This is a genomic window from bacterium (assembly GCA_023150945.1).
In the GTDB taxonomy this organism is placed as follows: Bacteria; Zhuqueibacterota; Zhuqueibacteria; order Zhuqueibacterales; family Zhuqueibacteraceae; genus Coneutiohabitans.
The window spans coordinates 145654-165432 of sequence record JAKLJX010000015.1 but is presented as its reverse complement, the minus strand read 5'-3'; the positions used below and the strand labels follow the sequence as shown (position 1 = coordinate 165432).

Genomic DNA, 19779 nt, shown 5'->3' with positions numbered 1-19779 from the left:
GAGAATATTCCACCCTCGGCTAAGCCGAAGTCTTCAAAGCTGCGCGAATCGTCGCGGCGCTGAGATTCTTGAAGCAACGGCCCAGCCGTTGCACGAACACGCTCGTCGAGTATTCGTCGGAGAATATTCCACCCTCGGCTAAGCCGAAGTCTTCAAAGCTGCGCGAATCGTCGCGGCGCTGAGATTCTTGAAGCAACGGCACAGCCGTTGCACGAACACGCTCGTCGAGTATTCGTCGGAGAATGTTCCACCCTCGGCTGAGCCGAGGGTTTCAAGGCTTCTAGAATCGTCGCGGCGCTGCGGTTTTTGAAGCAACGGCCCAGCCGTTGCACGAACACGCTCGTCGAGTATTCGTCGGAGAATGTTCCACCCTCGGCTGAGCCGAGGGTTTCAAAGCTTCGCGAATCGTCGCGGCGCTGCGGTTTTTGAGGCACCGGCCCAGCCGTTGCAGGAACACTCTCATCGAAAGCCGGCGGTTGCGGACGATCACTCATTTTACCCATCTCATCATCAGCCCCGGGAGCCAGGAGCAATGCAAGCCATTCACATCACGGATTTCGATGCGAAACGACTGCGGGAACTGCTCGAAGCCGCCAAGCGATCACAGTACTACGGCAGCGCGGATTTGAAAAAACTGGCGGGCGAGTTGAATCGCGCCGTTGTCGTCAACTCGCGGGAAATACCCCGGGACGTCATCACGATGAACTCACGCGTGCGGCTGCTCGATCTGCAAACGGGTGAAGAGATGATCTACACCCTGGTCTTTCCCGAAGATGCCGATCCGGAGGCGGGCCGCATTTCCGTGCTCGCACCCATCGGTACCGCCATGTTGGGCTTCAAAGCGGGAGATGAGATCGCCTGGCAGGTGCCGGCCGGCGTGCGCCGGTTCAAAGTCGTTGCCATTCTCTATCAGCCGGAGGCTGCGGGAGATTATCATCTGTAGCCGGACCGACAGCAGTGGGTGGGGCGTCCGGCGAGTACGCCAGAGGAGTCATACCATGGCCACGATTCTCATCATTGAAGGGGAAAAGGAACGACGCGGCAGGTATCAGGGCGAGCTGCGCAAGGCAGGCTACGAAGTTCTGGCGGCCAATGGCATGCGCCAAGCCCTGCGTCTCGCCGGCCGCCATCTCGTTGATCTCGCCGTGTTGGATACGGTTCTCGCTGACGGCGACAGCGTGGAATGCATGCAACGATTGCTTGCCCACCAGCGGGACCTCAAACTCGTGCTCAACACGGCAAATGCCAGCATCTCACACGATTTCAACTTCTGGCTGGCTGATCGCTTCGTGCCGACTTCAGCGGACCTCTCGCAACTCAAAGAAGCGATTGCTGATCTGCTGCAGCCCGCGACGCTTCCGGCCGAATAGCGCCCGGCAGGGCTGCAGGCCGCCCGCGGTCATGCCGCTGCACGCGCTCGCAGCAGTTGGCTTGGCGCGCCGGAGGGCGGCATAGCGTTCCCGGCTGAAAGACGAAATCCCACGACAGAAGTTTTGGCTTCTATCGTGGGATTTCAATTTGGAGCATCTGCGCGCTTGCGCGCCTGCCTTCTCAAATCCCAATCCAGACGAAACGAAAAGCACTACGCCAGCTTTCAGACCAGTCGAAATTTGAAGTCCGCGGCACGCAACGTACCTGTTGGATTGGGGGCACGAGGCGCCTTTGACCAAACTTCCATCATTGCGGCAATTTGCCCAACACCCGCCACAGCCAGTGATGAAAACGATGCACCGAGTGCACCGGCTGGGCAAACATCAAAATACATTCGCCGTGCACGGCGCTCAGGCCGTTTTCCTGGCAGAAGCGAAGCGCTGCTTCCGATTCCGCGCCCTGTTGCATCCACACGCGGCGAATGCCGGCGGCCGCCGCTTCCCGCACCACCTGCTCGGTTTCAGCGGGCGGCACGGAAATCACCACGCCCTGCACCGGTTGCGGCAACGATTTCAAATCAGGGAAACAACGTTCGCCTTCGAGGGTCTCCGCGTGCCGATGAATGGGCCAGACTTGATAGCCTTTCTCGCGCAGCGTTTTCAGCGCCATGTTGCCGAATTTCCTGCCGCTGCGTGACACGCCGACAATCGCCAGCGACCGCTGCGCCATAAAATCTTCAACTGCCGCCTTACTCGTCATTTCTCCACCTCCCTCATTCAAGTCAGCGCGCTTTGCGCCCGCCAGTCTTCTGGCGGCCCTTCTTCTCCTTGCCCAGCTCGCGCAACCGCTCGGCAAATTCCTGCAAGCGTTTTTCCACCTGGTGGTTGACGGTACCCTGGGGAAATTTGCCATTCCGCCCGCGCACGCCGGCCGGCACACCGGTGAGAATTTCGATGCCTTCCGCCACGGTGGCCACCGACCAGATCGAGAACTTCTTCGCGGCCACCGCCTGCACCACTTCCTCGCGCAACATCAGATGGCGCACATTGCTCTGCGGAATGATCACGCCCTGCTTGCCGGTCAGACCGTTGGCCTGGCACACTTCAAAGAATCCTTCGATTTTCTGATTGACCCCGCCGATCGCCTGCACTTCGCCGTATTGGTTCACCGAGCCGGTGACCGCGATCCCCTGCTTGATGGGGATTTCGGAGAGCGCGGAGAGCAGAGCATAAAGCTCGGTCGAGGAGGCGCTGTCGCCCTCCACACCTTCGTAGCTTTGCTCGAACACCAGCCGGGCGGTGAGCGTGAGCGGCGCGTTTTGCGCGAACTGGTGGGTGAGATAACCGCTCAGAATCAACACGCCTTTGCTGTGCAGCGGGCCGCCCAGATTGACTTCACGCTCGATATCGATGAGGCCGTCGCGGCCCGGCCCCACACTGGCGGTGATGCGGCTGGGCCGGCCAAACTGATAGTCGCCGACACTGAGCACCGAGAGCCCATTCACCTGCCCGGCGCGCTCACCCTCGGTAGCAATGAGCAACGTGCCGGCGTTGATCATTTCCTGCAGGCGTTCCTCCACCAGGTTGGAGCGAAAGATTTTGGCCTCCAGTGCCTGCTGCACGTGGGCCGCGCTGATCTGCGCCGCGCCCGCCTGCAGCGCCCAGAAGTTGGCTTCACGAATGATGTCCGCCAGCGCACCGAAATGCGTCGAAAGCTTTTCCTGATCTTCGGCCAAACGGGCGCTGTGCTCCAGCAGCTTCGCCACCGCCGTGGCATCGAGATGTTTGAGCTTTTCCTTGTTGCAGAACGTCGGCAGAAACGCCAGAAAGTCGCGGATGTTCTCCGCATTGTTGGCCATGCGCGTGTCAAAATCCGCCTTCACTTTGAACAGCTCGGGAAACTCCTCATCGTGGGCGTGCAGCAGATAGTAAAGCAGCGGCCGGCCCACCAGCACGACTTTGATGTTGATGGGAATCGGTTGCGGCCGCAGACTTTTGGTGGCGACATACCCCAGGCGCTCGCTGATTTCCTCGATTTCGATCTCACCGCTGCGCAACGTCCGCTTGGTGCCGTCCCAGCTCAGCAGATTCTGCAACAAATCCTCGACCGGCATCACCAGATAACCGCCGTTGGCGCGGTGAAACGAGCCGGGCCTGATCATGGTGAAATCGGTGTAGAGCGCGCCGTACTGCACTTCTTTTTCGACGCGGCCAAACAGGTTGTTGTAGCTCGGGTTGAGCTCGAGCACCACCGGCGCGCCTTTTTGCTCGCGATTGTCCACCAGCACGTTGACTTGATACTTGCGGAAAGGCAACTCGCGCAACCAGGGCGAACTGGCCGCGGCGGGATCGGTGCCCGGGTTGGGCGCCACGCCGGTTTTGAAGGTCTCGAGATTGTCGAGCATGTCTTTCTGCATGGCCTGGAAATGCTCGAGCACGGCGGGCAGGTCGCGGTATTTTTCGTGCAACTCTTCCATCATCCCGCCGATGACGTACAGCGCCACCTGCCGGTCGAGCGTCTGCAGCCGCTCCTGCACCGCGCGTTCGAGATCGCGCAGACGCTTCATGGTGGCCTTCAGCTCTTCTTTCAATACCTCGTGACGTTGCTGAAACTCCTCGCGCTTCGGCGCCGGCAGCGCCTGAAAATCGGCATCGCTGAGCGGCTGGCCTTCTTGGGTGGGGATGGTGGCAATGCCAAAGGGCGTGGCCTGCAACATGAAGCCGGCCTGCCCAGCCTCCTGATTGAGTTTCTCCATGGCCTGCGCCCGCCGCTGTTCCAGCGATTTGACAATCTCGTCACGGCGGTTGCTGTATTCTTCGCTTTCGAAGGCCCGGGGAATCTCGCGGCGCAGGTGTTCGACGAGCGACTTCAAATCCTGCTGCAATTCGTGGCCCCGGCCTGCCGGCAGCCGGCAGCTCTTGGGCTGGTGGGAATCTTCGAAGTTGTTGAGATAACACCAATCCGCGGGTGTGTCCTTGCGGCGTGCCAGCTCCATCAAGAAGGATTGCACCGCCGTCATTTTGCCCATGCCCGGCGGTCCGGCGACATAGATGTTGAAGCCGCTCTCATGGATCTCCAGCCCGAACTGCAGCGCCGAAACCGCCCGCTGCTGGCCGATAATGCTCTCCAGCGTCTTGAGCGCGACGGTGGTCTCCACGCCCAGTGCACTTGGCTCAAACGTACGGCGCAATTGTCGGGGCGATAATTTTTGCATGATTCCGCTCGCAGTCGTCCTTTTCGCAATACACTGCATGACCTCGCTCCGGCCGGAAATGCCAAGGCACCGCTGCCGGTGAGGCAAAACCGCAGCACGCAAACCAGGCAGCAGCCAGCGGCTCAGACGAGATCACGAATCATCGTCAGCATCATTTTAAAGCGCGTGGCAGCTTGCAGCGCGTGCGGCTGGCGCGCCGGCATAATGACCACCTCACCGGCGTGCAGGCGCAGGGTCGCACCGCTGATCGTGACCTCCGCTTCGCCTTCCAAAACCTGAACCAACGCGTCATAGGGCGCGGTGTGTTCGCTCAGGCCCTGGCCCTCCTCAAACGCGAACAAAGTCACGGTGCCGGCCTTGCCGGACATGATCGTGCGACTGACCACCGCGCCCGGCTGGTAACCCACCAGCTCGGTCAAGCGCGCGGCTTGCGCGACCGGCTGTTCCATTTTTCTTCTCATCCTTCCGTGCCGGCAAACAACTCCGGCACGTTGAGTGACGGCAGATGCGCCCGGCTGGCCAGGTTCACGTAGGTGCGCGCAAGCATATCTTTGCCGGCGCCCAACACTGTGCTCACCAGAGCCAGCGCTTCGGCGAGCTGCGCCGGCGGCATCTCCTTGATCAGGCGCGTCCAGATCGCCTCTTCCAGCACGTTGAACGCGGTTTGCACTTCGCCCAGATCAAAACCCGCCGCAAAGCGTTCGCCGGCAATCATCCTGGCCTGCGACCGCATGGGCGTGAGATTCCGGTCATGAATGCACTGCCGCACGAGATCAAACAGCGACTGCAAGCGCTGCCAAGTCTGTTCGTGGCCGATTCTTTCGTAGTTGGCCAGATGCGCGCGGCCAATGGCCTCCCGGGATTCCGTTAGGATGGCCTCAGCCTGGCTCTGCAGAAAATGTGCGACCGTCAGATGTGCGTCGGTCATGTGATTTCATTCCTCCCGGCATTCGTTGCGTTCTCACCCTGCGCCCCGGCGCGGGCTCCCTACAGAAACGACTCCGCGAACTTTTTCCAGGTGCTGTCATCGGTTTCTTCGAGCTGGCCTTCGACCAGCCGTGCCATTTCCGGCACCTCGAGGGGATGGCCGTTACCGCCGGCGGGCGTGAGCAGCTCGCGCACCCGTTTGATTTCCTGTTGATACCAGGCCGCGGCCTTGTCGCCGATGCGCAATTGCTCGATTTCAACGGAAAGCTGGTCGGGCTTGATCGAGCAGATCCAGCCTTTTTCATAGGGTTGCTTCTCGAGCCAAGTCAGGTTTTGCGCCAGCTCATTGTTGAGCAAATGCACCTTGCCGGAAATCGGCGCTTTGAACGCCGCCTTGCGCTCGCCCTGATGGATGTAAAACAGCGGCTCGCCCTTCTTGACCTGCTGGCCTTTGGCGGGAAACTCGAGGGCATCGATGCGGCCGATCATTTTGCGCGCAAAGTCGTCCATGCCCACGCGCACCAGGCCGGGCATGGTGACATTGGCCCACACATGGCCTTCGGAGATGAACACGCCGCCAGGCAGCAGAAACTCGTGCTCGTGCGGCCGCTCGGTGGTCACCACCCGCACCACCGGCTTGATTTGCTTTTCCAGGCGATCCTGCCGGCGAATCAGGCATTTCTTGGTGAACTCGACCAGCTCATCTTCGGTGAACGGCTTCTGCACATAGTCCATGGCGCCGAACTTCATGGCATCCACCGCGGATTCGATGGTGGCATAGCCGGTGATCATCACCACGTCGGTTTCCGGGCTGAAGTGCTTCACGCCTTTCACCACGTCCAGGCCGTCCATCTCCGGCATCTTCAAATCGGTGAAGACGAAGTCGTATTTGTTCTTCTGCACCAGGCCGAGCGCCTCGCGCCCGCTCTCCACCGTATCGACGGCGTAGCCGGCCACCACCAGAATCTTGCGGAAGCTGTCCAGCACCACCGCTTCATCATCCACCGCCAGAATGCGGGCCAACGGGTGGGGGACATCCACGCGCCGGAGGGACTTGGCCTCATGCGTAAAGTCGAGATTGAGGCCGATATCCAAGGCGGCGAGCCGCTCTTTGCGGGCTTTCGCCTCCTGCATGCGACGGGTAATCACGCGAACAGCGACGTCAATGACGATGAACGCAAGGATCATCGACACGACCAAAATGGCAACCATTTATGCCTCCTTTCTCGCGCTGCCGGCCGGGCGCATTTGATTCAATTTACGCCACGCGCGCTGCCTGCGGCGCCATGTGATGCTCGGGTTTTACACTCGCTTTGTCATGCAACGGCAAGAGAATTTTGAACGACGTTCCTTTGCCGATTTCACTCTCCACCGCGATCTGGCCGTTGTGTTTTTCCACAATGCCCCACACGATGGCCAGCCCCAGGCCGTTGCCCTTCTGCCCTTTGGTGGAGAAAAACGGCTCGAAGATTTTCTGCAGATGTTCCGGCGCAATGCCACAACCGGTGTCGCTCACCTGAATTTGCACGTACTCATGTTGCGCCGGCGCTTCCGGCCGGCCGTCAAAGGCGGCGCGGGCCGTGGCGACGGTGAGCGTGCCGCCTTTTTCCGCCATGGCATCGTTGGCATTGAGCAGCAGGTTCACCAGCACCTGCTGGATTTGATCCACATCCATCGACACCAACGGCAGGCTGGCGTCGAGATTCTGTTCGACCTTGACGTGATGGCGCGTGAACTGGTTTTGCAGAATCCGCACCGACCGTTTCACCACTTCATTGATGTCACTCTGGCGCTTCTCCGGGCGGGACTGGCGCGCAAAGTCCAGCAGCCCCTTGACGATCTCACGGCAGCGCATAGTCTCCCGCACGATTACCTCGAGATCTTCCTTCATTTCGGGATGGGCATCGGCGCGCTTGAGCAAATAGCTGCTGTACGTCAGCACGCCGGTAAGCGGGTTGTTGATTTCATGCGCGACGCCCGCCGCCAGGCGGCCCACCGATGCCAGCTTGTCGGATTGATAAAGCTGGCGCTGGGTCTCCGCCAGCCGGCGCGTCATGTCATTGAAGGATTTGGCGAGCGTGCCGATTTCATCCGGCTTGTCGAACGCAATTATGTAATTCAGGTCACCCGCAGCCACATGTTTGGTGGCGGCCACAATTTGGCTGACCGGCTTGAGCACGATGCGATTCACCAGTAGATAGATGATTAAGCTCACCGAGGCAATCGCGACGACGGCAAAAAGCAGCAGGCGCATTTTGCTGGCCTGCAGGCCGGCTTCGACTTCGGCCAGCGACATGGTGATGTCGAGCACGCCCAGCACTTTCTGCTGCTCGCTGTGCGCATGACAGTCCGCCTGCCAGCAGCTCGGCTCGTTGTAAATCGGATTGATGATGCCCAGCGTCCCGCCCTTGTCGGCGGAGGAGAACACCCGCGTGCGCTCGGAAATCGGCAGGCGTTCGAGCGGCTGATCCGCGACATGGCAGCCGTAGCAGGCCTCGGTTTTCTTGTCGACCATCCGGCCGGCGTCCAGGGAATCAGTCGAATAGATGATCACGCCTTCCTTGTTGAAGATGCGGACCTTCTCGATACCCTCCTGCTGCCCGATGGTGTTGATGATGCGATGCACGGATTCGCGCTGGTTCAACAGCATGTCGTAGCGCGTGCTGCTTTTCACTGTTTCGCTGAGCTGGTGCGCGCTGCGCTCGAGCTCGGCAATGAGCTGGCGCTGATGCGCCTGCAGCAGCAGAAACGCAAAAATGCCGATGATGGCGATGGCCACACCAGCCACCGCCAGGATCAGTTTGTTGCTGACGCGTGTAATCATGACGGTTTTCCATCAAGGAATGCCGGCAGTTTCGTTTTGCGCCTGCCGGCGGGATTTGACTTCGTCGATCGCCTCGATCACCAGCATGAAGTAGCGATCCAGGGCGCAATCGGCTTGCAGCCGCAGCACACAGGTTCCGCCCTCGGCGTTGGCGCAAACAGCACACACGCGCTCGCGCAAAGCGTGAACGTAATCTTCCAACAGCCAGCTATCGACGGATTCGACCACCTCGATCACGCGGGGCAGATAGAGATCCACCGGGCAGCGGCGGCCGGCGGGCAGCCCACAGCGCACAAAAAGGTCACGCTGCATCACCGCATCCAGGCACACACTGCACACCCGGCTGCGGATGGCGTCCGCGTATTCTTGCAGAAGCTCGGCCATAGACACCTCGCTGGGGTTCGCTCGGCAATGCCGCGCCTCCCCAGGCCTGCTTACCGCAGCCGGCTGCCGGGGCAGATTCTCTCACGCTGTCGCAGAGGCTGCCGCGGGCCAGCGGCGCAAGCCGCGCCGCCGGGGAGGCCGCGCATCACCGCATGAATGGCTGTCCGCAACCGGCGGCGGGCGGTGCGGGCGACCTGGAACAGATCAAAATCAGTTGAGATGCAATTTCAGCTTGCGGTCGAGCAACACCTCTTGCGACTCTTCATGATCCGGATCTTTGACGCAGCAATCCACCGGGCACACCGAGGCGCATTGCGGATCGTCGTGAAAACCCTCGCATTCGGTGCATTTTTCCGGCACGATGAAATAGAGATCATCCGACAACGGATCGAATTTGCGCGTGGCCTCCACCATCCCGCCTTTGTATTCGATTTGCCCGGTGACCGCCGTGCCCTCGGCAAACGACCAGGGCGTGCCACCCGCATAAATCGCATTGTTCGGACATTCCGGCTCGCAGGCGCCGCAGTTGATGCATTCGGCAGTGATGATCAATGCCATGAGACTTCTCCTTTCGGGATGCAAAGTGTTATTCCGCCCACGCCATGTGTGGGCTTTCTTCCATCGTTTTGGCTTCATGTTCCGCCGGTGGAAACACCGGTAAATAGCGCGCCGCCAGGGCAAAACCCGTGATGCCCAGGGCCACGATCATCGTCGTAACAGAAATCTCCATCCAGGAGGGAAAATAGCCGGCTTGGGCCCAGCCTTCCATGCCGGTGATGCTCACATTCATGCGATTCAACACGAATCCCAAAACCACCAGCAGCGCCGAGCTGAACAAACCGGTGGCATGCAACCGCACTTTGGGAATCGCCAGCAGGATCATCGGCAACAACACGCCCAGTCCCATCTCCGCCCAGTACAGCATCGACTCCAGATTGGGGGTGACGACGTAAGCCCAGGCGCGGCGATCGGCCAAATCCTGGAGCTTCATGATGGTGTAGATCATCAGAATGACCACCAACACCCGGCCGAGCTGCGAAAGCAGCGGCATCTCGATCTCGCGTTTGAAAGCGCGGCTGCTCATGAACGATTCAAAGATCACCATCGCGCAACCCACGCCGATGGCCGAGACGAAGAAAAACACCGGCAGCAGCGAGGAATACCACAGTGGGTGCAGTTTCTCCGGCACGATCAAATAGAGTGAACCCAGCGAAGATTGGTGCAAAGTAGAAAGCAGCACGCCGACGATGACCAGCGGTATGGTGATGGCGCGCACGAAACGCAGGGGCCGCTCCCAGCCCAGCTTCTCGAAGAGGATCGGGCTGAACTCCAGCGCCAGCACCGTGGTGTAGAGCATCACGCACCAGGCGACTTCGAACATCACTGAGCTCGGATTCCACATGACAATGGCGTGCCAGATACGGTCGGGCCGGCCGAGATCGTAGAGCAGGGCGAAGATCACCAGCAGGTAGCCCAGAAACGCGGTCAACACCGCGGGGCGAATGACGGGCTTGAAGGTTTTGATGTTGAAGATGTAAACGATGGCGCACAGGGTGAAACCGCCCGCCGCCAAGCCCACGCCGCAGAGGATGTCGAAGCCGATCCACAAGCCCCAGGGAAACTGGTCGCTGAGATTGGTGGCTGCGCCCAGCCCCTGGGTGAAGCGCACATAGGTGGCATACAGCCCGAGGCCGAGCAGGATGACGAGCACGGCGCGCCAGAAGGTCAAAAGTCCAAGCAGCTTTTTCATAACGAGCTCACTTCCTTCGATCGGTCAAAATGCGGAATCACGGGCCATGCCGTGAAATATTCGAATGTTGGATTTGGTTTCAGAAGAATCCTGCAAAGGCCTCGACACAACCGAGGCGGAACATCTCTCGAACCGGCACTTCCTCCTTCAAGCTTGCCGGAGAATGGATTCTTCGGCAAGGAGCGCAAAAGCGGCTATTCTTTTCTATCCTCCATCTCCTTCAGCTTCGCCTGCAGCTTGCCCACCTCATCGCGGCGATTGATGATCCACCACAAGCCATACAGCGCGGTGCCGCCCACTGCCACGATGTTCGGAATCTTCGAGAGCGCGTTCCAGGTCAGCATCGGCAACGGATGATCGGGCAGATTGTTGGGGAAACCCAATTGCTCGAACGGTATGGCCGAGAGGAAGAAAACCGAGCTGCCGCCGGCCTCGTTGAGGCCATAGATGTGATTGACGTATTTCTCCGGCTCCTCGCGCAGGCGGCGTTGCGCTTCCGCGATCAACTCCTCCCGATCACCGAAGATGGTGGCGCCCGTGGGGCAGGCTTCGGCGCAAGCAGTCGGCAAGCCCTCCGCCAGGCGCGTGTGGCAGAAAATGCACTTGCGCACGCGCGGCGCGACTTGATCCCAGGTGTAGGTGGGCACTTGATAAGGGCACGCTTGCATGCAGTAGCGGCAGCCGATGCACTTGGACTCCTCGTACAGCACCGGGCCGTCCGCGGTTTTGGTGAAAGCACCCACCGGGCAGACCGAGGCGCAGGTCGGCACCTCACAGTGCATGCACACGCGCCGCACAAACACATCATTGCCATGATCCTGCACCACGGTATAGGCATTAGCGTTGAGCTTGGTTTCTTCGCCGGCGGGCAGCCCGTTTTGTTCCTTGCAGGCATCGCGGCACAGCCCGCAACCGACACACAGAGTAATATCAATCAACATTGCCTTGCGCGCCATATTCTCTCCTCACACAAATGAGTGACCAGGGATTGTCATGATGGATCTATCACGGATATGGTTCAATTCCAATCAATGATGCAACTTCTGCCTCACCTTAGGCAAGGACTATGCCCTGCGGCACTGGTTTTCATTTACTGTTTTATTTGCACTTAAGCTGCAAGCACAAAACCTCGATTTCCGAAATTGGGAATCAAAAGCCGGGCTTTTGCAATGTTGCAAATTCGAGAGAACCCCGCAGGTTATCCGGCTTCGCTGAGCGCAGTGCGTCATCGCGGGCCTGGCCAGGGCCGCGCTGAGGCAGGAATGCAAAACAGTGGGGCCGGCTTGCCCAAGGCAAAGCGCTCTAAGCAAGTGGCTCAAAATGGCAGGTAAAATGGCGAAGGAATCTCGGTTGATAGCAAATGCGATAGCCCGGAATCTTGTCGCGCTGCCGCCACACCGCTTCCAACACTTCGATGACGTAGTCAAAATGGCTTTGCGTGTAAACGCGGCGCGGAAAGGCGAGGCGCACCAGCTCCAGCGGCGCCGGCAGTTCGCGACCGGACTTGTCGAAGCGGCCAAACATCACACTGCCAATCTCAACCCCACGCACCCCGCCGTCGAGATACAATTCATTTACCAGGCCGATGCCGGGATATTGCAGCGGCGGCACATGCGGCAGCATGGCTTTGGCATCGAGGAAAACGGCATGGCCGCCCACCGGCCGCACGTGCGGAATGCCGATCTTCTGCAACCGCTGGCCCATGTATTCGACGGTGGCGTGACGATAGACTTGATAGTCATAATCGAGTGCTTCCATCAAGCCCACCGCGATCACTTCCAAATCACGGCCGGCCAAGCCGCCATAGGTCGGAAAGCCCTCGCGCAAAATGAGGGCATTGCGAAAATCCTCGGCCCACTGTTCATCATTGCAAACCAGAAAGCCGCCGATGTTGGCGAGGCCGTCTTTTTTGGCGCTCATGGTCGCGGCATCCGCATAGGAAAACATCTCCTGCGCGATTTCCAGCAGGGTTTTGCTGCGATAGCCCGGCTCGCGTTCGTGAACGAAATAAGCATTCTCCGCGAAGCGGCAGGCATCGATTACCAACGGCACGCCGTACTTTTGCAGCAGCCGTTTCACCGCACGAACGTTGGCGAGCGACACCGGCTGGCCGCCGCCGGTGTTGTTCGTCACGGTAATCATGCAAAAAGGAATCTTCTCCCGGCCGTGCTCGTCCAGGCAGCGCTCCAACCTGGCCAGGTCCATATCGCCCTTGAACGGCGCCTCGAGCGTCGTGTTGAGTCCTTCCGGGCACAACAAATCCACTGCCTGCGCGTGCACGAATTCGATGTTCGCGCGGGTGGTGTCGAAATGACTGTTGTTGGGAATAATGTCGCCGGGTTGGAGGCGGGTTTGTGCGAGAATGCCTTCCGCGGCACGGCCCTGATGCGTGGGAAAGACGTGCTCCATGCCGGTGATCTGCCTGACCGTGGCTTCGAACCGTTTCCAGGATTTGCTGCCGGCATAGCTCTCGTCCCCCAGCATCAAAGCCGCCCACTGCTCCGTGGACATCGCGCCGGTGCCGCTGTCGGTCAACAAATCGATGGGGCAATCGGCTGCGTCCAACAGAAACACGTTATGATGCGCCTCCGCCAGCTTCTGCACGCGCTGCTCGTGCGAAAGCAGGTGAATGGGCTCGGTCATTTTGATGCGAAAAGGCTCAATGATCGTTCGCATGGGCGGGTCACTCTTGCTGGGTTAGGGCTCGAGATCTTCATCGGCGAGTTTTGCCACAGCGCTGGACGCCGGCCAGGCCGCGGCCACTCCCGCGGCCGCGCCGGCATTCTCCTCGGCGAGTGCAACATAAAAAACCTGGCCGCGATGCGTACGCGCCTCCACCTCGCCGGAATCGGTCAAGCCCTTCAGCATCAGCGCGATGATCTCCGGCTTGCAATTCATGTAGTGGGAAATCTCCTCGAGCGTCATCGGATGGCGGGCGATGAGATTGACGGCCTCGGAGATCAGCCGGCTGTCGAGCGACAGGCGCGGTGCGGTCCAGCGCTCCGCGATCACCTCCGCGGGCGGGCCGAGCTTGGCTTGCACGGCCCGCAATTCATCGTCAGAAAGCGCCTGGGCTTCGTCTTCGGCGGGCGGCCGCACCACCGTGTTGAGATGAACCTTGTCCGGCTGGATCTCGGCGATCGCGCGGCGCAAGAGCGCAATCTCCTCTTCATCATCATTGACGCCCTTCACCAGCATGATCTCCAGCCAGATTTTGCCGGAGAATTCCGCCCGAAATTGGCGGAGGCCGTTGATGATTTCGGCGAGATACAAACGGCCGTGCGGCCGATTGACGGCATAAAACGTGCGGGGTGAGGCGGCGTCGAGCGAGGGCAAAATCATGTCCGCCTGCGCCAGCTCGTGCCGCACCTGCGCGTCGTACATCAAAGCGCTGCAAGTGAGCACCGCCACCGGGATGTTGGTCAGACGTTTGGCGCGCACGATCATCTCGCCGAGCTTGCGGTGCAGGGTCGGCTCGCCCGAACCGGAAAAAGTCACATAATCGGCGCGGCCGTCATATTCCAGGAAATCCGCCAGCTCGGTCATAACATCATTGGCCGGCACATATTCTTCCCGCAAGATGGTCTGATAGGTGGTGCGTCCGAGCTGGCAGTAAACGCAATTGAACGTACAAGTCTTGTTCGGCACGGTATCGATGCCTAGCGAGAGGCCCAGGCGCCGGGAGCGCACCGGGCCGAAAAGATAGCGGTATTTTTGCTGGAATGTCATGACTCGCTCCTGAGCAAGGCGCAATGCGCACCGCACGGGCCGCTGCCCGACAGGGCAGAGGATCGCAGTTTGATATTGATCAGTCCACCCTCCAGCCAGCCGCCACTGCCCTCCCGCCTGCAACGCCCGCGGATCACGCAAGGAGAAGCGAAAACGCCTTGGTCAAACTCATGAGACAGGAGTCGGCGGCGAGACGCGACCGGTAAACCGGCCGGCCTCTCCTGGGTTGACCAGGCGCAGGCAAGTGCCTGCGCCTGCCGGAAACCCCGGCAGGTGCCGGGGGCGACTCACCTGCCGCGTCCGTCTCAGCCTTCTTTGCCGAGCATCTGGGCGTCCACCACCGCGATGGCGGTCATATTCACCACATCCATCTCGCTCATGCTGCCGATTTGCAGAACGTGCACGGGTTTCTTCATGCCCATGAGCACCGGGCCGATGGCTTCGGCGTGGCCGAGGCGCTGCAACAGCTTATAGGCCACGTTGCCGCTGATCAAGTCCGGGAAGATGAGCACATTGGCGCCGCCCTTGATGCGGCAGAAGGGATAGAAATCTTCGACGATCTCCGGCACCACGGCGGTGTCCGCCTGCATTTCGCCGTCCACCACGAAATCCACCGCACGGTGGCGCAGAATGGCCAACGCGTTCTGCACTTTTTGCGCAAGCGGATGCTGCACGCTGCCGAAATTGGAGAACGAGAGCAAGGCCACGCGCGGCTCGATGTTGAACCGCCGCACTTCCTTGGCCGCCAGCATGGCGATCTCCGCCAGATCTTCGGCACTGGGATCGATGTTCACGGTGGCGTCCGCGATGAAATAGACGCCTTCCTTGAAGACCATGGCATACAAGCCCGCGACTTTGGTAACGCCGTCGCGCAGCTTGATGATTTGCAGCGCCGGCCGCAGGGTTTCCGGATAGTGCTTGGTGATGCCGGCGACCAGGCCGTCGGCCTCGCCGAGATGCACCATCATCGGGCCAAAATAGCTGCGCTCCCGCATCAGCACTTCGGCCTCGCGCCGCGTAACGCCCTTGCGTTTGCGCAGCTCATAGAAGCGATCCACATAGGGCACCAGCTTGGGGGAAGTGAGCGGGTTGACGATTTCAACGCCGCCGTGCAGATGCAGGTGCATCTCCTCGATGCGGTTCTGAATCACCTGCTCATCGCCGAGCAGGATGGGATGAGCCATGCCCTCGTCGAGAATGATTTCGCAGGCCTTCAAAATCGCGGGAAAATCGCCTTCGGGATAGACGATGCGTTTGGGCGCGGACTTGGCCTTGTTGATCATCACCCGCATGAACTTGCGCGAGAAACCCAGCCGGGCTTCCAGCTCTTCGCGGTATTTCTCCAGATCGATCTGCTTTTGCGCCACGCCGCTCGCCATGGCCGCCTGCGCCACCGCGGGCGCCACCCAAAGGAGCACGCGTGGATCAAAGGGCTTGGGGATGATGTAATCGCGGCCGAACTTGAGATTCTGCAGGCGATAGGCTTTGATCACCGCGTAGGGCACCGGTTCTTTCGCCAGCTCGGCGAGGGCGCGGGTGGCGGCATGCTTCATCTCTTCGTTGATGGCGGTGGCACGCACGTCCAGCGCGCCGCGAAAGATGAACGGGAATCCCAGCACGTTATTGACTTGATTGGGAAAGTCCGACCGGCCGGTGGCCATGATGAGATCGCTGCGCACCGCGGTGGCGTCTTCGTAGGTGATCTCCGGATCCGGATTGGCCATGGCGAAAATCACCGCATCTTTTGCCATCGCCTTCACCATCTCCTGGGTGACCATGTTGGGGCCGGAGAGGCCGACAAAAACATCGGCGCCTGCCATCGCTTCGGCGAGCGTGCGGGCCTTGGTCTCCGCCGCCAATTTGGCCTTGTAGGGATTCATGTTCTCCTTGCGGCCGGCGTAGACCACGCCCTTGGTGTCGCACAGGATCAGATTTTGCCGCGCCACGCCCAGGCTGAGATAGTAGTTCGCGCAGGCAATGCCGGAAGCGCCGGCGCCGTTGAACACCACCTTCACCTTGCTGATGTCCTTGCCCACCAGCTCCAGCGCGTTGAGCAGCGCCGCGCCCGAGATGATGGCGGTGCCGTGCTGGTCATCATGGAACACCGGGATCTTCATGGTCTGCTTCAGGGTTTCCTCGATGAGAAAACACTCCGGCGCCTTGATGTCTTCGAGATTGATGCCGCCAAAGGTTGGCTCCATGAGCTTGACCGCCTTGATGATCTCCTGCGGATCATGCGTGTCCAGCTCGATGTCAAAGACGTCGACATCCGCGAAGCGCTTGAACAGCACGCCCTTGCCTTCCATGACCGGCTTGCCGGCGGCGGCGCCGATATCACCGAGGCCGAGCACGGCCGTGCCGTTGGAAACCACGGCGACCAGGTTGCCGCGCGAGGTGTATTCCCAAACTTTTTCGCCGTCCCGGTGGATTTCGCGGCAGGGTTCGGCAACACCCGGCGTGTAGGCCAGCGACAAATCATTTTGCGTGACGCACGGCTTGGTCGAGACCACCTCGATCTTGCCCTTGCGGCCTTCGCTGTGATAGCGAAGGGCTGATTCTTTGGTAACCATTTTTGCATCCCTCGACCACGGCGGAAGTGGATGGTGCGCCGGCGTATGCCGGCAGTCGGCCGCCGCCACCGTGTGCCTATTAAGAGTTGATCAACCGATAATGCCTACAACCATCTTCTCGTTTTGACAAAAGCCAGCAGTTGCTCGCGAAATTTCGGGTGCGCCACATTGATCAGGGCGCGGCAGCGCTCGCGCACGGTTTTGCCGTGCAAATAAGCCACGCCGTACTCGGTCACCACGTAGTGCACGTCTCCCCGCGAAGTCACCACGCCCGCGCCCTCCTGCAAGTGCGGCACGATGCGGCTGAGGCTGCCGTCCTTGGCAGTCGAGGGCAGGGCAATGATGGGTTTGCCGCCCTTGCTGCGCGCAGCGCCGCGGATGAAATCCACCTGGCCGCCGATGCCACTGTAGAAATTGTAGCCGATGGAATCGGCGCACACCTGGCCGGTGAGATCGACCTCGAGCGCGGAATTGATGGCCACCTGCTTGTCGTTGCGGCTGATGATGAACGGATCGTTGGTGTAGCTGCTCGGGTGAAACTCGAACACCGGGTTGTTGTCGATGAAATCATACAGCCGGCGCGTGCCGAGCACGAAGCCGAGAATCACCTTGCCGGGATGCAGCGTCTTCTTCTCATTATTGATCACGCCCTGCTCGATCAATCCCACCACGCCGTCGCTCACCATCTCGGTGTGAATGCCGAGATCCTTCTTGTTGCCGAGATAGTGCAACACGGCGTCGGGAATTTCACCGATGCCGAGCTGCAGCGTCGCGCCGTCGGCAATCAAATCCGCGATGTTGCTGCCGATGCGGTCGGCGAGGTCGGAAATGCGGCCTTGCGGGTGTTCGAGAATTTCGTCTTCGACCTCCACCACGTGGTCGATGTCGTTGACGTGAATGAAAGAGTCGCCCAGCGCGCGCGGCATCCTGGCATTCACCTGCGCAATGACGCAATCGGCATGCGCCGCGGCGGTCTTGGTGGTGTCGATGCCCACGCCGAAGCTGCAGAAGCCGTGCTCATCCGGCCGCGAAACGTGAATGAGCGCGACATTCACCGGCATGTCGCCGCTGGCAAACAAGGCTTCGATTTCCCCCAGAAAAATCGGAATGAAATCCGCGCGGCCCTCATTGAGCGCGCGGCGCACATTGGCGCCGGCGAAAAAAGCGATGTGGCGAAAATGGCCGGCCATCTCCGGCGCGGTATACCCGGCCTCGCCGGCAGTGAGCAGGTGAATAACATTCACCTCCCGCAACTGCGGCCCGCGCCGAACCAGCGCGCGCACCAATTGTACCGGCGCCGCACAGCCCGGGTGGATGTAAACCGTGTCGCCGTCCCGCACGCGTTGCAGCGCGGCATCGGCAGAGCAGCATTTGGCCCGATATCTTTCCAACCAGGTCATACGATTCGTTCCGGATTGAGGCGGCTGCCGGGGCGCGGCCTGCTCCGGCGCGCCGGCACGGCCGCGGCGCGCGCACCCGCCTCAGGCCAGTGCCGAGGGCGGCAGCATGTCGGTGATCGGTGCATGCGGCCAGCCCAGCATGCGCGCCACTTCCGGCTGCGTGCATTGCCCCTGAAACAGATACACGCCGCGTTGCAGCAGGCGGGACTCCGCAATCGCCGCCGGCCCGTGCTCCGCCAGCCGCAGTACGAGGGGCAGGATGGTGTTGTTGAGTGCATGCGCCGCCGAACGCGCCACCAGCGCCGGAATGTTCGGCACGGCGTAGTGAATCACACCGTCGCGGATGAACGTGGGATCAGAATGCGTCGTCGGCCGGCTGGTTTCCACACAGCCGCCCTGATCGATAGAAATATCCATGATCACGCTGCCCTGGCGCATGCGCTTGACCATGGCTTGCGTCACCACATGCGGCGATTGCTGGCCGTGAATCATCACCGCGCCCACCAGCACATCCACCGTGCTCAAGTTGCGTTCGATGTTGTAGGGCGTCGCGATCGCCGTGTTGAGTTGATGGCGGGTGAGGCGCTCGAGCTGGCGCAAGCGCTCGACGTCACTGTCCAGCACCATGATATTGGCGCCGGCGCCCACAAAGGCCTCGGCGGCAGTGCTGCCCACCACGCCCGCGCCGATGATGAGCACATTCGCGGCGGGAATGCCCGCCACGCCGCCCAACAAAATGCCGCGACCGCCCGCCGGGGTGGTGAGAAATTGCCCGGCAATCTGCGGCAGCAGCATGCCGGCGATTTCGCTCATAGTCGTCAACACCGGCAGATTGTGGTTGCGGTCTTCGATCAAATTGTAGCCGATGGCGGTGCAGCGCGTGTCGCTCAGAATCGCCATGAGCTTGGGGTTCATCACACTGAAATTGAAGAAGCTCATCAGCGTCTTTTCCGGCGCCAGCGCGGACACCTCTTCCAACGCAGGCGGCATGATCTTGACGACCATATCGGCCCGGCCAAATACCTCGCCGGCGCTGAACGCCAGATGGGCGCCGGCCTCATCATAGGTCTGATCGGTAAAGCCGCAGCCCAATCCGGCGCCGGTCTCCACCACGACCTTGTGTCCGGCCTTGACGAGCGCATAGACGCCAGCGGGAACCAACGCCACGCGGTGTTCGTCGCGCCAGCTTTCTTTGGGAATACCGATGATCATGACAGCCCTCTCTTGGTCGTTGGTCCTTGGTCGTTGGTTGATTGCCCGAGCGCAGTCTGCCGGTCTTTCATGCGCTCGACTTGGCGCACTGCAGCAACACCTCTCTTCTTTAACGACGCACCCCGGACAGCAGGCCGCGCGTGCGGCCGGCTCAGGCGGTGGCAGCCGCGCGCGCGGCCGCTTCGATTCTACCCAGCAGCGCTTCGATCTCCGCCTTCTCCAATTTCAAATCATCCTTGAAAAGCGAGGAATCGGTGTGATAAATCTCTCCGCGCAAGTTCATGTAGTACTGCCGCACGATGCGCTGCAGCAGCTCCAACTCACTCACGGACATCTCGAGTTTCATGGCGCACCTCCGCCGAAATGCGTGTGTCGTTGCGCCAGCACGCGCGGCGCCG

At 60.5% G+C, this 19779-nt stretch carries 19 protein-coding genes; 2 read left to right on the top strand and 17 right to left on the bottom strand.

Annotated features, from left to right (window positions below; genetic code table 11):
• Positions 1–19 precede the first annotated feature (19 nt).
• Positions 20–196 carry a hypothetical protein gene (locus L6R21_19060; protein MCK6561301.1) on the bottom strand — a complete coding sequence of 59 codons (177 nt, stop codon included), beginning with the start codon at positions 194–196 and terminating at the stop codon, positions 20–22.
• Between the two features lie 336 nt (positions 197–532).
• Between L6R21_19060 and rnk the strand changes: the two genes are divergently transcribed.
• Positions 533–943, top strand: a complete 411-nt coding sequence (gene rnk, locus L6R21_19055) for a nucleoside diphosphate kinase regulator (GenBank protein ID MCK6561300.1) — start codon at positions 533–535, stop codon at positions 941–943.
• 55 nt (positions 944–998) lie between these two features.
• Positions 999–1370: a response regulator gene (locus L6R21_19050; protein MCK6561299.1), complete on the top strand. Its 372-nt coding sequence runs from the start codon at positions 999–1001 to the stop codon at positions 1368–1370.
• Positions 1371–1677: 307 nt separating this feature from the next.
• Here L6R21_19050 and L6R21_19045 read toward each other — a convergent pair whose 3' ends face one another.
• From L6R21_19045 to L6R21_18970, 16 genes are all read right to left on the bottom strand, one after another.
• Positions 1678–2130, bottom strand: a complete 453-nt coding sequence (locus L6R21_19045) for a CoA-binding protein (GenBank protein ID MCK6561298.1) — start codon at positions 2128–2130, stop codon at positions 1678–1680.
• 22 nt (positions 2131–2152) lie between these two features.
• A complete protein-coding gene (locus tag L6R21_19040) occupies positions 2153–4585 on the bottom strand; it encodes an AAA family ATPase (protein MCK6561297.1) in 2433 nt (810 codons plus the stop codon).
• 122 nt (positions 4586–4707) lie between these two features.
• Positions 4708–5034: a cupin domain-containing protein gene (locus L6R21_19035; protein MCK6561296.1), complete on the bottom strand. Its 327-nt coding sequence runs from the start codon at positions 5032–5034 to the stop codon at positions 4708–4710.
• A gap of 8 nt (positions 5035–5042) precedes the next feature.
• Positions 5043–5513 (bottom strand): hypothetical protein, encoded by a 471-nt coding sequence (locus L6R21_19030; GenBank protein ID MCK6561295.1) that lies wholly within the window; start codon positions 5511–5513, stop codon positions 5043–5045.
• A 59-nt stretch (positions 5514–5572) separates the two neighbouring features.
• Positions 5573–6724, bottom strand: a complete 1152-nt coding sequence (locus tag L6R21_19025) for a response regulator (protein MCK6561294.1) — start codon at positions 6722–6724, stop codon at positions 5573–5575.
• A gap of 46 nt (positions 6725–6770) precedes the next feature.
• Complete coding sequence (locus L6R21_19020; GenBank protein MCK6561293.1) at positions 6771–8336, bottom strand: ATP-binding protein; 1566 nt, start codon at positions 8334–8336, stop codon at positions 6771–6773.
• A gap of 12 nt (positions 8337–8348) precedes the next feature.
• Positions 8349–8720: a hypothetical protein gene (locus tag L6R21_19015; GenBank protein ID MCK6561292.1), complete on the bottom strand. Its 372-nt coding sequence runs from the start codon at positions 8718–8720 to the stop codon at positions 8349–8351.
• 210 nt (positions 8721–8930) lie between these two features.
• Entirely contained in the window at positions 8931–9278 is a 348-nt protein-coding gene (locus L6R21_19010) for a 4Fe-4S dicluster domain-containing protein (protein ID MCK6561291.1), read from the bottom strand.
• Between the two features lie 28 nt (positions 9279–9306).
• Positions 9307–10470 (bottom strand): Ni/Fe-hydrogenase cytochrome b subunit, encoded by a 1164-nt coding sequence (gene hybB, locus L6R21_19005; GenBank protein ID MCK6561290.1) that lies wholly within the window; start codon positions 10468–10470, stop codon positions 9307–9309.
• Positions 10471–10664: 194 nt separating this feature from the next.
• Positions 10665–11426, bottom strand: coding sequence for a 4Fe-4S dicluster domain-containing protein (locus L6R21_19000; protein MCK6561289.1), 762 nt, complete (start codon positions 11424–11426; stop codon positions 10665–10667).
• Positions 11427–11772: 346 nt separating this feature from the next.
• Positions 11773–13146 (bottom strand): tryptophanase, encoded by a 1374-nt coding sequence (locus L6R21_18995; GenBank protein ID MCK6561288.1) that lies wholly within the window; start codon positions 13144–13146, stop codon positions 11773–11775.
• Between the two features lie 21 nt (positions 13147–13167).
• Positions 13168–14199 (bottom strand): radical SAM protein, encoded by a 1032-nt coding sequence (locus tag L6R21_18990; protein ID MCK6561287.1) that lies wholly within the window; start codon positions 14197–14199, stop codon positions 13168–13170.
• 305 nt (positions 14200–14504) lie between these two features.
• A complete protein-coding gene (locus tag L6R21_18985; protein ID MCK6561286.1) occupies positions 14505–16769 on the bottom strand; it encodes an NADP-dependent malic enzyme in 2265 nt (754 codons plus the stop codon).
• A gap of 104 nt (positions 16770–16873) precedes the next feature.
• Positions 16874–18169, bottom strand: a complete 1296-nt coding sequence (locus tag L6R21_18980; GenBank protein ID MCK6561285.1) for a 4-hydroxybutyrate CoA-transferase — start codon at positions 18167–18169, stop codon at positions 16874–16876.
• 81 nt (positions 18170–18250) lie between these two features.
• Positions 18251–19381 carry an alanine dehydrogenase gene (locus L6R21_18975; GenBank protein MCK6561284.1) on the bottom strand — a complete coding sequence of 377 codons (1131 nt, stop codon included), beginning with the start codon at positions 19379–19381 and terminating at the stop codon, positions 18251–18253.
• A 151-nt stretch (positions 19382–19532) separates the two neighbouring features.
• Entirely contained in the window at positions 19533–19727 is a 195-nt protein-coding gene (locus L6R21_18970) for a hypothetical protein (GenBank protein ID MCK6561283.1), read from the bottom strand.
• Positions 19728–19779 lie beyond the last annotated feature (52 nt).

What these genes read in the sequence shown, in the direction of transcription:
- rnk (MCK6561300.1), top strand. Translation starts at nt 533, where the DNA reads ATGCAAGCCATTCACATCACGGATTTCGATGCGAAACGACTGCGGGAA.
- L6R21_19050 (MCK6561299.1), top strand. Translation starts at nt 999, where the DNA reads ATGGCCACGATTCTCATCATTGAAGGGGAAAAGGAACGACGCGGCAGG.
- L6R21_19045 (MCK6561298.1), bottom strand. Translation starts at nt 2,130, where the DNA reads ATGACGAGTAAGGCGGCAGTTGAAGATTTTATGGCGCAGCGGTCGCTG.
- L6R21_19040 (MCK6561297.1), bottom strand. Translation starts at nt 4,585, where the DNA reads ATGCAAAAATTATCGCCCCGACAATTGCGCCGTACGTTTGAGCCAAGT.
- L6R21_19035 (MCK6561296.1), bottom strand. Translation starts at nt 5,034, where the DNA reads ATGGAACAGCCGGTCGCGCAAGCCGCGCGCTTGACCGAGCTGGTGGGT.
- L6R21_19030 (MCK6561295.1), bottom strand. Translation starts at nt 5,513, where the DNA reads ATGACCGACGCACATCTGACGGTCGCACATTTTCTGCAGAGCCAGGCT.
- L6R21_19025 (MCK6561294.1), bottom strand. Translation starts at nt 6,724, where the DNA reads ATGGTTGCCATTTTGGTCGTGTCGATGATCCTTGCGTTCATCGTCATT.
- L6R21_19020 (MCK6561293.1), bottom strand. Translation starts at nt 8,336, where the DNA reads ATGATTACACGCGTCAGCAACAAACTGATCCTGGCGGTGGCTGGTGTG.
- L6R21_19015 (MCK6561292.1), bottom strand. Translation starts at nt 8,720, where the DNA reads ATGGCCGAGCTTCTGCAAGAATACGCGGACGCCATCCGCAGCCGGGTG.
- L6R21_19010 (MCK6561291.1), bottom strand. Translation starts at nt 9,278, where the DNA reads ATGGCATTGATCATCACTGCCGAATGCATCAACTGCGGCGCCTGCGAG.
- hybB (MCK6561290.1), bottom strand. Translation starts at nt 10,470, where the DNA reads ATGAAAAAGCTGCTTGGACTTTTGACCTTCTGGCGCGCCGTGCTCGTC.
- L6R21_19000 (MCK6561289.1), bottom strand. Translation starts at nt 11,426, where the DNA reads ATGGCGCGCAAGGCAATGTTGATTGATATTACTCTGTGTGTCGGTTGC.
- L6R21_18995 (MCK6561288.1), bottom strand. Translation starts at nt 13,146, where the DNA reads ATGCGAACGATCATTGAGCCTTTTCGCATCAAAATGACCGAGCCCATT.
- L6R21_18990 (MCK6561287.1), bottom strand. Translation starts at nt 14,199, where the DNA reads ATGACATTCCAGCAAAAATACCGCTATCTTTTCGGCCCGGTGCGCTCC.
- L6R21_18985 (MCK6561286.1), bottom strand. Translation starts at nt 16,769, where the DNA reads ATGGTTACCAAAGAATCAGCCCTTCGCTATCACAGCGAAGGCCGCAAG.
- L6R21_18980 (MCK6561285.1), bottom strand. Translation starts at nt 18,169, where the DNA reads ATGACCTGGTTGGAAAGATATCGGGCCAAATGCTGCTCTGCCGATGCC.
- L6R21_18975 (MCK6561284.1), bottom strand. Translation starts at nt 19,381, where the DNA reads ATGATCATCGGTATTCCCAAAGAAAGCTGGCGCGACGAACACCGCGTG.
- L6R21_18970 (MCK6561283.1), bottom strand. Translation starts at nt 19,727, where the DNA reads ATGAAACTCGAGATGTCCGTGAGTGAGTTGGAGCTGCTGCAGCGCATC.